The sequence below is a fragment of the [Erwinia] mediterraneensis genome (genome assembly GCF_900604315.1).
GTDB lineage: Bacteria > Pseudomonadota > Gammaproteobacteria > Enterobacterales > Enterobacteriaceae > Pantoea > Pantoea mediterraneensis_A.
The window spans coordinates 1,398,379-1,412,144 of the sequence record NZ_LR026978.1 but is presented as its reverse complement, the minus strand read 5'-3'; the positions used below and the strand labels follow the sequence as shown (position 1 = coordinate 1,412,144).

General features: G+C 55.8%; 15 protein-coding genes. 7 read left to right on the top strand and 8 right to left on the bottom strand.

Features of this window, described 5'->3' with window-relative positions; genetic code table 11:
• The 3 genes from rfaC to rfaD are packed head-to-tail and all read right to left on the bottom strand — an operon-like array spanning window position 1 to window position 2,975.
• On the bottom strand, window positions 1-975 hold the full coding sequence (gene rfaC, locus E0E17_RS06665) for a lipopolysaccharide heptosyltransferase RfaC (RefSeq protein ID WP_130832713.1): 975 nt from the start codon (window positions 973-975) through the stop codon (window positions 1-3).
• Window positions 963-2,024 carry an ADP-heptose--LPS heptosyltransferase RfaF gene (gene rfaF / locus E0E17_RS06660; RefSeq protein ID WP_130832711.1) on the bottom strand — a complete coding sequence of 354 codons (1,062 nt, stop codon included), beginning with the start codon at window positions 2,022-2,024 and terminating at the stop codon, window positions 963-965. Before rfaF ends, rfaC begins: the two co-directional genes overlap by 13 nt.
• 18 nt (window positions 2,025-2,042) lie before the next feature.
• Window positions 2,043-2,975: an ADP-glyceromanno-heptose 6-epimerase gene (gene rfaD, locus E0E17_RS06655; RefSeq protein ID WP_130832709.1), complete on the bottom strand. Its 933-nt coding sequence runs from the start codon at window positions 2,973-2,975 to the stop codon at window positions 2,043-2,045.
• 230 nt (window positions 2,976-3,205) lie between these two features.
• Between rfaD and kbl the strand changes: the two genes are divergently transcribed.
• Entirely contained in the window at window positions 3,206-4,402 is a 1,197-nt protein-coding gene (gene kbl / locus E0E17_RS06650) for a glycine C-acetyltransferase (RefSeq protein ID WP_130832707.1), read from the top strand.
• Between the two features lie 9 nt (window positions 4,403-4,411).
• Window positions 4,412-5,440: an L-threonine 3-dehydrogenase gene (tdh, locus tag E0E17_RS06645; RefSeq protein WP_130832704.1), complete on the top strand. Its 1,029-nt coding sequence runs from the start codon at window positions 4,412-4,414 to the stop codon at window positions 5,438-5,440.
• Window positions 5,441-5,471: 31 nt separating this feature from the next.
• Here the strand turns inward: tdh and E0E17_RS06640 are convergent, their stop codons facing one another.
• From E0E17_RS06640 to envC, 4 genes are all read right to left on the bottom strand, one after another.
• A complete protein-coding gene (locus E0E17_RS06640) occupies window positions 5,472-6,383 on the bottom strand; it encodes a hypothetical protein (protein WP_130832701.1) in 912 nt (303 codons plus the stop codon).
• A complete protein-coding gene (locus E0E17_RS06635) occupies window positions 6,376-7,605 on the bottom strand; it encodes a glycosyltransferase (protein WP_130832699.1) in 1,230 nt (409 codons plus the stop codon). Before E0E17_RS06635 ends, E0E17_RS06640 begins: the two co-directional genes overlap by 8 nt.
• A 78-nt stretch (window positions 7,606-7,683) precedes the next feature.
• Window positions 7,684-8,619 (bottom strand): divergent polysaccharide deacetylase family protein, encoded by a 936-nt coding sequence (locus tag E0E17_RS06630; RefSeq protein WP_130832697.1) that lies wholly within the window; start codon window positions 8,617-8,619, stop codon window positions 7,684-7,686.
• A gap of 3 nt (window positions 8,620-8,622) precedes the next feature.
• A complete protein-coding gene (envC, locus tag E0E17_RS06625) occupies window positions 8,623-9,924 on the bottom strand; it encodes a murein hydrolase activator EnvC (RefSeq protein WP_130832695.1) in 1,302 nt (433 codons plus the stop codon).
• Window positions 9,925-10,177: 253 nt separating this feature from the next.
• On the opposite strand from envC, the gene E0E17_RS06620 reads away from it, so the two are divergent.
• The 5 genes from E0E17_RS06620 (at window position 10,178) to cysE (ending at window position 13,296) form a co-directional block, all read left to right on the top strand.
• Window positions 10,178-10,609: a rhodanese-like domain-containing protein gene (locus E0E17_RS06620; RefSeq protein ID WP_130832687.1), complete on the top strand. Its 432-nt coding sequence runs from the start codon at window positions 10,178-10,180 to the stop codon at window positions 10,607-10,609.
• A gap of 19 nt (window positions 10,610-10,628) precedes the next feature.
• Window positions 10,629-10,883 carry a glutaredoxin 3 gene (grxC, locus tag E0E17_RS06615; protein WP_130832681.1) on the top strand — a complete coding sequence of 85 codons (255 nt, stop codon included), beginning with the start codon at window positions 10,629-10,631 and terminating at the stop codon, window positions 10,881-10,883.
• Between the two features lie 40 nt (window positions 10,884-10,923).
• A complete protein-coding gene (gene secB, locus E0E17_RS06610; protein ID WP_130832679.1) occupies window positions 10,924-11,388 on the top strand; it encodes a protein-export chaperone SecB in 465 nt (154 codons plus the stop codon).
• Window positions 11,388-12,407, top strand: a complete 1,020-nt coding sequence (gene gpsA / locus E0E17_RS06605) for an NAD(P)H-dependent glycerol-3-phosphate dehydrogenase (protein WP_130832677.1) — start codon at window positions 11,388-11,390, stop codon at window positions 12,405-12,407. Before secB ends, gpsA begins: the two co-directional genes overlap by 1 nt.
• 67 nt (window positions 12,408-12,474) lie before the next feature.
• Window positions 12,475-13,296 (top strand): serine O-acetyltransferase, encoded by an 822-nt coding sequence (gene cysE / locus E0E17_RS06600; protein ID WP_130832675.1) that lies wholly within the window; start codon window positions 12,475-12,477, stop codon window positions 13,294-13,296.
• On the opposite strand, the gene trmL is transcribed toward cysE, so the two are convergent.
• Window positions 13,293-13,766, bottom strand: coding sequence for a tRNA (uridine(34)/cytosine(34)/5-carboxymethylaminomethyluridine(34)-2'-O)-methyltransferase TrmL (trmL, locus tag E0E17_RS06595; protein WP_130832673.1), 474 nt, complete (start codon window positions 13,764-13,766; stop codon window positions 13,293-13,295). The two genes, cysE and trmL, sit on opposite strands and share 4 nt — an antisense overlap.

Genomic DNA, 13,766 nt, shown 5'->3' with positions numbered 1-13,766 from the left:
TTAATTTTTCCCGATTAAGGGCAACAGTGCGGCGGTAACCGCGCTGGCCGTAATCGCCGACATCTCATTACCCTCGGCAGGGCGTAAGACAAACTGATTCTTGCCATAGCCGCCAATCAATCCCGGATCGGTGGGGCCATAGAGCGTAATGTTGGGGCGGTTGAGCGCGGCGGTTAAATGGCTCAGGCCGGTGTCAACGGACACTACGGCGCTGGCACCCGCCAGCTGGCGCGCCACCTCTTCCAGCGTCAGTTTCGGCAACACTTCTACGTTATCAAAGCCTTGCGCCAGACGCAGCGCGCGCTGATGCTCGTGCTCAGCGCCCCAGGGCAGTTTGATATGCACGCCCTCAGGCTGCAACAACCTGATCAGTTCTCGCCAGTGCGCTTCCGGCCAGTGTTTATTGTCTCGAGTAGTGGCATGGAGAAACACCAGATAACGGGGAACGTCCACCGGCAGCGAAGTGAGAAAATGCGCTGCGATAGCATAATCGCCCGGCGACTCCGGTTTTGGGTAGCCCAGGCTTTTGGCAAACAACTCACGCGTGCGTTCTACCGCGTGCTGCTGTTTGCTGATTTCATGACGTTTATCGTACCACCAGCTGGCGAAGGGTTCGCGCGCACTGCGGCTGTCCTGCCCATGTTTGATCCCTTTGGCCAGACGGGTAACCAGCGCGGCGCTTTTTATCAGCCCCTGAGCATCAATCACCAGATCATAGGTACGGGCCTGCAGCACTCGCTTAAACTGCACGCGCTCTTCGCGCTGCTGGCTGCCAAACCAGTGTTTACGCCAGCGGCGAATCGCTACCGGTAGCACCTGATCAACCGCAGGATGCCAGCCCGGAATCTGGGCAAAATTTTCTTCCACCACCCAGTCAAAGCGGATACCCGGTATCGCCTGCATCGCATCGGTTAAGGCTGGCAGCGTATGGAGCACGTCGCCCATGGAGGACGTTTTCACAATCAGGACGTGCATGCCTTCTCCTGTGCCAGAGGTAACAGCGTATTGAGTTCTTCCAGCACGCGGGCGGGCTGGATATCGATCAGGCTTTGATGATAGCCCTGTTCAGCATCGCCCTTGCGAACTTTGTGATAGCCGGTAATCAGGCGGATAACGCGCGCCTGTTTTGACAGCGGCGGGGTGAAATCGGGGCTGCTGGGTCCGTAGAGCGCCACCAGCGGGCGGTTCAGGGCAGCGGCGATATGCATCAGACCCGAGTCGTTGGTGACCACGGCGCGACAGGCGGCCAGCAGAATCACCGCCTGCTCCAGCTGGGTTTCCCCGGCGAGGTTACGGCAGTGGGCGCGAGCGTTGTCATCCAGGCTGCGGAGAATCTCCTCGCCGGTTTCACGGTCTTTGGTCGAGCCAAACAGCACAATCTGGTAGCCAGCGTTAATCAGCTGTTGGGCGAGTGCCGCGTAGTGGTAATGAGGCCAGCGTTTCGCCGGGCCAAATTCTGCACCCGGACAGAAGCCAATCAGCGGGCGCTCCGCTGAGAGGGCAAACAGCGCGGCGGTCTCCAGTTTCTCCTGATCGCTGACCTGCAGTTGCGGCCACAGCAGCGGCTGAGGCAGATCGCGCGCAGAGGTAATGCGCGTTTTGTCATACGCCAGCGCCACATAGCGTTCGACCATTAACGGAAAGGCGGGCTTGTCCAGCACACGAATATCGTTCAGCAGCCCATAACGCATCTCACCGCGCCAGCCAACGCGACGTTTAATCGCGGCAAAGAAGGGCACCAGCGCGGACTTAAAGGAGTTGGGCAGCACATAGGCGCGGTCATAGCCGCTGGCTTGCAATGACTTACCGATACGGCGACGCTCCGCCAGCGCCAGCGCGCCATGTCCCAGCGGCATCGCCAGCGCCTGATTGACTTCCGGCATACGCGACAGAAGGGGACGGCACCACGCCGGTGCCATCACATCAATCACGGCATCAGGATGCTCAGCCTTCAGGGTGCGATAGAGACTTTGCGACATCATCATATCGCCGACCCACGACGGGCCAATAACCAGAATTTTCATCGCCGGACGTGCCATCCTTTATGCGTTGCGGTTCAACCAGGCCATATACTCAGCGACGCCCTGCGCCACGGTTTTAAACGGCTTATCGTAGCCAGCCGCGCGTAATTTGCTGAGATCTGCCTGGGTAAAGGCCTGATAGCGCCCTTTCAGCTTGTCGGGAAAAGGGATGTACTCGATCTGGCCTTTCTGATGGAATTTCAGCACCGCATCGGCCACTTCCTGGAAAGATTCCGCCCGTCCGGTGCCGCAGTTATAGATACCTGAAACGTTGTTTTCCCAGCACCACAGATTTACGGCGACCACGTCATCGACATGGATAAAGTCGCGCTTGAAGCCATCGCTGCCCTGGAACAGTTTGGGGTTTTCGCCGTTGCTGATCTGAGTGTTGAGGTGAAATGCCACGCTGGCCATGCTGCCTTTGTGTCCTTCGCGCGGTCCATAGACATTGAAGTAGCGGAAGCCGCATACGGGTGAATTCGCTTCAGGCAGGATCTGACGCACATAGTGATCAAACAGCATTTTTGAATAGCCATAGACGTTCAGCGGCTGCTCATAGGGGCGCTCTTCGATAAAGTTATCGTTGCGACCGCCATAGGTAGCGGCAGACGAGGCGTAGAGAAAAGGAATTTCGCGCTCAAGGCAGAAGTGCAGCAATTCCTTCGAGTACTGATAGTTGTTATCCATCATGTACTTGCCATCCCATTCGGTGGTGGCCGAACAGGCCCCTTCATGGAAAATGGCTTCTATCGGACCCAGATCGTCACCGGCCATCAGGCTGACCAGAAACTCTTCTTTATCCATATAATCGCTGATATCCAGATCCGCCAGATTTACGAATTTGGTGCCATCTTTCAGATTATCCACCACCAGAATATCGGTGTGTCCGCGTTCGTTCAGCGCTTTGACGATATTGCTGCCAATCATTCCTGCGCCGCCAGTTACGATAATCATGTGCTTAACCTTAAAGTAGTGGGGTGAAACAGGAGGTTTCACACGCTAATACCTCTCATCATAACATTTCATGAGGGAGCAGGCAGCATGCTGACGTCGTAACTACGGGCCTACATGCGCCAGAGGCGTGAACTCTGCTGCAAAATTAATATTCTGTTGCGCGATTAGTCGAGTATATGGCTGTTGATCAGTAAGATGTGCCAATTTTCTGCCGTCAGAGGAGTGGAAACATGTCTGCACCATTTTATCAACAGGTTCAACAGCAGCTTGACGCGGCCCGCCGCGAAGGCTTGTTCAAAGAGGAGCGCGTAATTACGACCGCGCAACAGGCTGACATCGTGGTCAACCACGAAGATCAGGTGATTAACTTCTGTGCCAACAACTACCTTGGGCTGGCCAACCATCCGGCGCTGATCCAGGCGGCAAAAGACGGGATGGATTCACACGGTTTTGGTATGGCCTCCGTGCGCTTTATTTGCGGTACCCAGGATACGCATAAACAGCTGGAGCAGCAGCTGGCTGCCTTCCTTGGCATGGAAGACGCCATTCTTTACTCCTCCTGCTTCGATGCCAACGGCGGACTGTTTGAAACCCTGCTGGGGCCGGAAGATGCGATTATTTCCGATGCCCTCAACCATGCTTCCATTATTGATGGCATACGCCTGTGTAAAGCACAGCGCTATCGCTACGCCAATAACGATATGGCCGAACTGCGCACCCGGCTGGTTGAAGCGCGCGACAAGGGAGCGCGTCATATTCTGATCGCCACCGATGGCGTCTTCTCCATGGATGGGGTGATTGCGGACCTCAAAAGCATTTGCGATCTGGCAGATGAGTTCGACGCGCTGGTGATGGTGGATGATTCCCATGCGGTGGGTTTTGTCGGCGCTAACGGACGTGGCACGCATGAATACTGCGACGTCATGGATCGCATCGATATCATTACCGGCACGCTGGGTAAAGCGCTGGGCGGCGCGTCAGGCGGCTACACCGCCGCGAAAAAAGAGGTGGTGGAGTGGCTGCGTCAGCGCTCGCGTCCCTATCTCTTCTCCAACTCCCTGGCGCCGGCAATTGTTGCCGCTTCGCTGCGCGTGCTGGAACTGCTGCACGAAGGTGATGGGCTGCGTCAACGCCTGTGGGAGAACGTGCGTTACTTCCGTGAGGCGATGAGCAAGGCAGGCTTTACGCTGGCCGGTGCCGATCACGCCATTATTCCCGTGATGCTCGGCGATGCGAACGTAGCGCAGGAATTTGCCCGTCGATTACAGCAGGAAGGCATTTATGTCACCGGCTTTTTCTATCCCGTAGTGCCGAAAGGGGCAGCACGTATTCGTACGCAGATCTCTGCAGGACATACCCAGGCGCAACTGGAACGTGCAGTAGAAGCATTTACCCGTATTGGTCAACAGCTGGGCGTCATCGCCTGAGGGAAGAGCATGAAAGCATTAGCCAAACTGAAAGCGGAAGAGGGCATCTGGATGGTACAGGACGCGCCCATTCCTGAACCAGGACATAACGATTTGCTGATTAAAATCCGTAAAACGGCTATCTGCGGCACTGACGTGCATATTTACAACTGGGATGACTGGTCGAGCAAAACCATTCCGGTACCGATGATCGTGGGACATGAATATGTCGGTGAAGTGATAGCGGTCGGTCAGGAAGTGAAAGGATTTCGTCCCGGCGATCGCGTCTCGGGCGAAGGACATATTACCTGTGGTCACTGCCGCAACTGTCGCGCCGGACGCACTCATCTGTGCCGTAACACCGTGGGTGTCGGGGTGAACCGGCAGGGCTGCTTCGCCGAGTATCTGGTTATTCCGGCGTTTAACGCCTTTAAAATTCCGGACAATATTTCCGATGAGCTGGCTGCCATCTTCGATCCTTTCGGCAATGCGGTACATACCGCCCTCTCTTTTGACCTGGTGGGCGAAGATGTGCTCATTTCAGGAGCCGGACCTATTGGCATTATGGCGGCGGCGGTGTGTAAGCATGTCGGCGCACGTCATGTGGTGATCACGGATATCAACGATTATCGTCTTGATCTGGCGCGCAAGATGGGCGTAACGCGCGCGGTGAACGTGGCGCAGGAAGATTTGCGTGGCGTGATGTCTTCCCTGGGCATGACCGAAGGGTTTGATGTGGGTCTGGAGATGTCAGGCGCACCAGCCGCCTTCCGCACGTTGCTGGAAGTGATGAACCACGGCGGACGTATCGCCCTGCTCGGCATTCCGCCGGGTGAAATGGCCATTGACTGGAATCAGGTGATCTTCAAAGGACTGTTTATCAAAGGAATCTATGGTCGCGAGATGTTTGAAACCTGGTATAAGATGGCCGCTCTGATTCAGTCGGGCCTCGATCTGACGCCAGTGATCACGCATCGCTATCATATTGATGATTTCCAGCAGGGGTTTGATGAGATGCGTTCAGGCCGCGCCGGAAAAGTGATTCTGAACTGGGATTAAGCAAGAAAGGCCGCCGCGTGCGGCCCGTGCTTTACGATTTCAGTTTTTCCGCGTCGGTCAGGTAACGCACCTTGCGGGTATAGTCCTGCCCTTTAAACTGCAGCGGCTGATCGGGGTCTGCGAGGTATTTTTGCCATTCCGACAGCGGAAAACCGCCATGAGCACCCACCACCTCTTTGGGGATCACGGCCGACTGTCCGCCAATTTTTTTGGAAACCGGCCAGTTCGCCCATTCGCCCAGATTAATGGTTTTGATATCAAGTAAATCCAGCAGCGCCGCCAGCGGCAGCTGATCGGTAGGGGGCTGGCTGTCGTTCATCAGTTCCCAGGTATCCTGAAACAGCGTCAGCCAGAGCGGGCAGATACGCTTCCAGGTGGCATGGGTAGCCGCCAGATAGGCCCCATTCACATGGTCAACAATGTAAGGACGAATACTGTGCTGATAATAAGCCGGTACGCTGTCCGGTGCCGCGCCCTCCAGCTTGGCGATCATTTTACCCTGGCGAAAGCTTGAATAAAGATGACCCGCTTTCATCTGGATCTGCGGCATCTGCAGCAGGTTGAGATCGGAATCGATCATCAGGATCCCCTCACCTTTGGCCTGCAGGGGAGCCTGCAGTTTGATCAACCGGCTGCGGTAAATCTGCTTATAGCGATAACTCTCTTCGCGCAGCGGAACATCCAGCGTCACCACGCGCGTTTTTGCCGGTAAAAGACCAAAGGCGCTCACCGGCTGATCGCTGACAATAACGATTTCCTGCACGTCGGGCGCAAAGCGTGCGGCGAACAGCGCGCTCAGGGTGGCCTCTTCGATGTAATCAGCGCCGGTGCAGGGAATAACCACCGAAGTAACGGGAATGTCGCCCTGCACGTCCGGCTGGCTGTAAGCGAGGTTATGCCTGGCGCGCACATGGCGATAACGGGGATTCAAAAATTTAAACATGCTGTTTTTCCCTGACCACACTTTGAAGAATCGTTTCTACACCACTGACATAATGCTCAATAGCATAGTGTTCGCGTACGCGCTTGCTGGCCGCTCCGACCAGACGCTGGCGCAGCGCAGTGTCCTGCCACAGTGCCGTCATATGCTGGCTCAACGTCTGCACATCGCCATAGTCGAAAAGCAACCCCGTTTCATCATGGCTGATAAGTTCAGCGGTGCCCACGACCCGGGAGCCAATCACGGCGGTATTCACCAGCATCGCTTCCAGCACCACACGCGGCAGGCCTTCACTGCGGGAGGCCAGGATAAAGGCATCAAAGGCAGCGAGATAATCCAGCGCGTTGTTCTGAAAGCCGGTAAAAATCACATGATCCAGGATATTTTCATCGGCGGCCAGCTGTACCAGCCGTTGGTGTTCCGGCCCGGCGCCGACAATCATCATTTTCCATCTCGCATCCGGGCAGGCGGCGCGGAACTTGCCCAGCGCCTGCAGAATATGATGATTCGATTTACGTAAGATCAAGGATCCGATAGAGCCAAACACAAAGGTTTCCGGCGACAGTCCCAGGCGCTGGCGCACAGCAGCGCGGTCGGGCAGCGGCTGGTGGATATCAATGGCGTTAGAGACCGTAAAGCAGAGCTCGGGTTTTATCCCACCCCGGCGCAGCGTCTCGTTTACGCCGTGGGAAACCGCGATCACCGCATGGCAGTGCTGATTCACCATCTGCACCAGGCGCGTATCCAGCAGAGGTTCGATACGGCAATGCTGGACAACGGCGATATCTGATCCGCGCGCTGCCAGATAGCCTTCGATATTGGTGCTCGGCTGGTTGTTCATATAGAGCGTGTCGTAACGGCCCTGCTGCAGCAGCGCCTGGATTTTGCGCGCATTCGGCGCCACGCGCCAGCGCGCGTCTACCAGGGCGACGGCGCGTTTTTTTAACGGACGGCTGAAAAAAAGCACGGCACGCAGCGCTTCTTTGGCTATTTTGGCCCAGCCGGGCTGTCTGGCCTGCGGAATAAAAACCACCGGAATGCCCAGCCCTTCCAGAGTGGCACCAATGGTTTCATCATTGCCGCGCGTATAGTTATGATAAAAGCAGCAGGTGATAGCGAATTTCTGACGATCGATACGCTTCAGCAACTCCAGCATGCTGTTGGTACCGCCGCCCCATTCTCTGCCGTTATCGAACAGCAGAATATTTTGTTTCTGTTGTGCCATCCGTACTGCTGTCCTCATCCTGTGCCAGACCTGCGTCATGCAGGATTATAGGTTGCACATCAACCCGAAGTCAGCCGGTTAAAACAGACTTTCGAGGGTTTTCGCCAGCTGGCTGTGAGTGACGCTTTCGCTCACCACGTCCAGAGCCCGGGTAGCCGGAACCGGAGAGAGCGGCTGATCCGCTTTACATTCACCCGGCGGCTGGAAATGCGGCTGTGGTTTGCTGACCGGCTTATTCACAGGCTTGTTAACGGGTTTATTAACCGGTGCGGCAGGCGACGTCGCTGCATGCGGCGTTTCGTTCAGCAACTGGCTCGGGCGCACCAGGATAATATCCGCTGGCAGCGAGGGCAACATCTGTTGCAGCACACGCACCGTCGTCGGATGGGGATGGCCGATGGCGATCGCATAGCCGTCACGCTGGGCCAGCCGCACGGCGCGCGTAAACTGCTGACGGATCGCGTTTTCATTCTGGCTGTCGTCCAGGAACACCCGGCGCTTGAGGACTTTGACCCGCGTCCCCTGCGCGGCGGGCAGCGACTGGCTGTTGCCAATGGTCATACTGTCGAGAAAATAGAGGTTGTACTGATTGAGCGCCTGCATCACTTTTTGCATGCCAAACAGGCTGGAGGTCATTTTGCTGCCCATATGGTTGTTCAGACCTATCGCATACGGCACTTTAGCGACGGCGTTGCGGATGATGCGCTCAATCTCGTCGCTGGTCATCTCGGGCGTCAGAGTATCTTTCTCCAGCGGCTGCTTGCTTAACGGCGCCATCGGCAGATGAATCAGTACTTCATGACCGCGCTGATGCGCTTTGGTCGCCATTTCACGCGCATGGGGCGCGCCGGGCAGGACCGCCACGGAAATGGCGGCGGGCATCTGTAGCACTTTATTCTCTTCGCCGGGTCGGTAGCCGAAATCATCGATCACGATGGCGAGTTTGCCGGCATGGGCGGCATAGCTGAGGAGCAGACCGCTCAGCACAGCGGTCATTTTACGAAGTTGAAACAATGCTTATCTTCCTAACCACGGGAGTGGATTGACGGCCTGTCCCTGGCGCCGGATTTCAAAATAGAGTGAGGGGGTTCCCCGACCGCCGCTGTTACCGACCAGCGCCACCGGTTGTCCGGCTTTCACCTGAGCGCCAACGCTGACCAGCGCGCTCTGGTTATAACCGTAAAGGCTCATATCCCCTTTTCCGTGTTCAATTACCACCACCAGGCCATAACCCTGCAGCCAGTCCGCCATCAGCACGCGTCCATCGGCGATGGCCTTTACTTCGCTGCCTTCTGGCGCCGCGATCACCAGGCCTTTCCAGCGCAGTTCGCCCTGCATCGCTTCGCCGAAGCGATGTTCAATACGCCCACGAACCGGCCAGATTGCCTGTGAGGCGGCACGACCAAGGCCGCCGGTACGCGCGATCAGCTCGCGCTCGCTCTGGGTGGGTTGATAAGAGGATCCTTTAGCTTTCGCCTGCGCCTGACGCTGGCGCACTTTTTCCGCTTCGCGCGCTTCACGCTCGGCCCGTTCCCGCGCCTCACGTTCCGCGCGGGCGATTTTATCCTGCAGACGACTTTCGTTCTGGCGCATCTCTACCAGGTCGGCCTGATCTTTCTCAAGCGCGTTTTCCAGTGTTGTCAGCGTCTTTTTGCGCGCTGCGCTGGCCTGTTGCAGCTTCTCCTGCTGCGCCTGTTGCTGGCTCAGCAGCGCTTTTTGCTGCTGTTGCTTCTGCGCCAGAGCACTTTTTTGCCCGGCAAGCTGGGCGCGCGTCTCTTTCAGATCGTCAATGTTTTGCTGGCGCGCCGCGTTCAGATAGCCAAAGTAAGCGAGTATGCGCTCACTGCGCTGGCTCTCTTCGCCGCCCAGTAAGAGCTGTACGCCGCTATGTTTGCCCTGGCGAAACGCGGCGTCTAACTGCTGCGCCAGCAGATTGACCTGCCGGGACTGCTGTTTTTCCAGCTTTGCAATGGAAGCGGTGAGTTGACTCATCTCCTTGTCCAGCACATTCAGAGTGTTACGGGTTTGCCGCAGCTGACGGCTCGCCTGCGCAATCACTTTTTCCTGACTTTGCAGCTGATCAAGCAGTTTGCTGCGCTGCAGCTTTTGTGCCCGGACACTTTTCTCTTTTTCGGCGATATCTTGCTGGATGGATTTCAGCTGCGATTTACTGTCATCTGCGCTTTGTGCAGCGCAGGGCAACAGCAGAGCCCCCGAGCAGAGCAGGCTAAGGGCGAGGGTGGACAAGCGTATGGACAACGGTGAGCTAAAACCGTTGTAACGGGTCCTTGTATCTGAAACAGTCGCTTTTCCCTTCATAGGTCAATGATTATTCCACGATGAACTGCCGCTTACCAGTTTCCCGCTGGCGTTTTCCGTTTCCGGACGTGTCGTGCGCGCGCCGTGACGGGACAGAAGCCGTGACGACATCATTGCGGTAAATTCACTTTTTTTGAAAAATGGCACACAAATCGTCACTCTGACCGCTTAGCGTCTGTACATGCGAAGTGGCGCAGGTATACTCAGAACCCTTGTTTTAGCTTATTAGCCCGGTCTGGAGTTGTTACCCCTCATGCAAGAAATTATGCAGTTTGCAAGCAATCACCCCATCCTCTGTCTGGCATGGGTGGTTTTGTTAGTTCTGGTGATTGTAACCACCGTTAAAAGCATGTTCTCTAAAGTAAAAACCATCAGTCGCGGTGAAGCAACCCGTCTGATCAATAAAGAGGATGCGGTGGTAGTGGATGTGCGTTCACGTGACGACTATCGCAAAGGCCATATCTCCGGCGCGGTGAACGTGGCGGCGGCAGACATTAAAAAAGGCAGCTTCGGCGAGCTGGAAAAGCATAAAGCGCAGCCCATAATTGTAGTTTGTGCTACGGGCCAAAGCGCAGGCGAACCTGCGGCACAATTAAGCGCTGCGGGCTTTACGCAAGTCGCAGTGCTGAAGGATGGCATCAGTGGCTGGAGTGGTGAAAACCTGCCGCTGGTACGCGGAAAATAACCCTATCTGAGGTACTAACATGGCGAACGTTGAGATTTACACCAAAGCAACCTGTCCTTACTGCCACCGGGCCAAGGCATTGTTGAATCAGAAAGGTGTTACGTTTCAGGAGATCCCCATTGATGGCGACGCAGTGAAACGTGAAGAGATGATCAAACGTAGCGGTCGCACCACGGTGCCTCAAATTTTTATTGATGCGCAGCACATTGGCGGCTGTGACGATCTTTTTGCGCTGGATGGTCGTGAAGGGCTGGACCCCTTATTACAGGCGTAACTCTACGACCAGGATTTTTTAACTTACAGGACTCAGACACATGTCAGAACAAACCACGAATGAAATGACGTTCCAGATTCAACGCGTTTACACCAAAGATATCTCCTTTGAAGCTCCTAACGCACCGCAGGTTTTCCAGAAAGAGTGGGAACCGGAAGTGAAACTGGATCTGGATACCGCTTCATCTCAACTGGCTGAAGGCGTGTATGAAGTGGTCCTGCGTGTTACCGTTACCGCAAGCGTAGGGGAAGAGACGGCTTTCCTGTGTGAAGTGCAGCAGGCTGGTATCTTTACCATCGCAGGTATCGAAGGAAACCAGATGGCGCATTGCCTGGGCGCATACTGCCCGAACATCCTGTTCCCGTATGCCCGTGAATGCATCACCAGCCTGGTTTCACGCGGTACTTTCCCGCAGCTCAACCTGGCACCGGTCAATTTTGATGCGCTGTTTATGAACTATTTGCAGCAGCAGAATGAAGGTGCCGCACCGCATCAGGATGCCTGATGAATACAGTTAACGCTTCTATCAGCGTCATCGGTGCCGGTTCATACGGCACCGCTCTGGCCATTACCCTGGCGCGCAACGGCCATCCGGTGCTGTTGTGGGGTCATAATCCGCAACATCTGGCGCAGCTGCAGGCCGATCGTTGCAACCGCGCTTTTCTGCCCGATGTCGCCTTTCCCGATAACCTGATCCTTGAACCTGACCTGGCGCGTGCGATTACGGCCAGCCGTGATGTGCTGATTGTGGTGCCCAGCCATGTCTTTGGCGACGTGCTGCAGCAGATTCAGCCTCACTTGCGTGCTGACTCGCGTATCGTCTGGGCAACGAAAGGTCTGGAACGGGAAACGGGGCGGCTGTTGCAGGATGTGGCGCGTGAAATTCTGGGCGAGTCTATTCCGCTGGCGGTGATTTCGGGACCGACCTTCGCGAAAGAGCTGGCAGCAGGGTTGCCTACCGCGATTTCGCTGGCATCAACCGATGCGCAGTTTGCCGATGATTTTCAGCAGCGTCTGCATTGCGATAAAAGCTTCCGCGTCTACAGCAATCCGGACTTTATTGGCGTGCAGCTGGGCGGAGCGGTCAAAAACGTTATCGCCATTGGCGCAGGTATGTCAGATGGCATCGGTTTTGGTGCCAATGCCCGTACTGCGCTGATTACCCGGGGACTGGCGGAAATGAGCCGGCTGGGTGCTGCGTTGGGGGCCGATCCCACCACCTTTATGGGCATGGCGGGGCTGGGCGATCTGGTGCTGACCTGTACCGATAATCAGTCCCGTAATCGCCGTTTTGGCATTATGTTGGGGCAAGGTGCCGATGTTGAGACGGCGCAACGCAATATCGGACAAGTTGTAGAAGGGTACAAAAATACTAAAGAAGTCAGGGCGTTAGCAGAAAGATTTGGCGTAGAAATGCCAATAACCGAGCAAATTTATCAGGTATTATATTGCGAAAAGCCGGCGCGAGAGGCAGCATTAACCCTGCTTGGCCGTGCAAGGAAGCACGAAAACAGCAATAGCTGAAGCGGGAAGCTCGGCGTAATTACCTGTGGCGCTATCGTCGGCGCTATTTTCTCGGGAGAATACAGCAATGTCGTCAGAAGAGTTAGAACTGGTCTGGAGTAATATCAAAGCAGAAGCGCGGGCACTGGCAGATTGTGAACCGATGCTGGCCAGCTTTTATCATGCGACATTGCTCAAGCACGAAAATCTTGGCAGCGCGCTGAGTTATATGCTGGCCAATAAACTGGCGAATGCCATTATGCCCGCTATCGCCATTCGCGAGATTGTGGAAGAGGCTTATCGCCAGGATCCTTCTATGATTGCCTCCGCCGCTTACGATATTCAGGCGGTGCGCCAGCGCGACCCGGCGGTCGACAAATATTCTACCCCGCTGCTTTATCTGAAAGGCTTCCATGCCCTGCAGGCGTACCGTATCGGTCACTGGCTGTGGAATGAGGGACGCCGCGCGCTGGCGGTCTATCTGCAAAATGAAATTTCCGTCTCATTTGCTGTCGATATTCATCCGGCAGCACGTATCGGCCGCGGCATTATGCTCGACCATGCAACCGGCATTGTGATCGGTGAAACCGCCGTGGTGGAAAACGATGTGTCGATCCTGCAATCGGTCACCCTGGGGGGAACCGGCAAAACCAGCGGCGATCGTCATCCGAAAATTCGTGAAGGCGTGATGATTGGCGCGGGTGCCAAGATCCTCGGCAATATCGAAGTGGGCCGTGGCGCGAAAATTGGCGCTGGCTCTGTGGTGCTGCAGCCGGTGCCGCCGCATACCACGGCTGCTGGCGTGCCTGCGCGTATCGTTGGCAAGCCCACCAGTGATAAACCGGCAATGGATATGGATCAGCACTTTAACGGCACCATTCCCGGTTTCGTGTTTGGCGACGGGATTTAAGTTTTTACCAGCGCGCCAGCATAGCCAAGCTGGCGCCAGGCTTCATAGACCACAACCGAAACCGCATTAGACAGATTCATGCTGCGGCTTTCCGGTCTCATCGGAATACGTATCTTCTGCCCGGCGGGCAGCGCGTCGAGAATAACGGCGGGCAAACCGCGGCTTTCCGGACCAAACATCAGATAATCGCCCGATTGATAAGCTACCGCGCTGTGGGCAGGCGTGCCTTTGGTCGTCAGGGCGAACAGGCGCTGCGGGCGCTCTGTCGACAGAAACGCCTCATAATCAGCATGTCGTTTAATCGCGGTAAATTCGTGATAATCCAGTCCGGCCCGGCGCAGGCGCTTGTCATCCCAGGCAAAGCCCAGCGGCTCAATCAGATGCAGCTGGAAACCGGTATTGGCGCACAGACGAATAATATTGCCGGTATTGGGTGGGATTTCTGGTTCAAATAAAACAATGTTCAACAT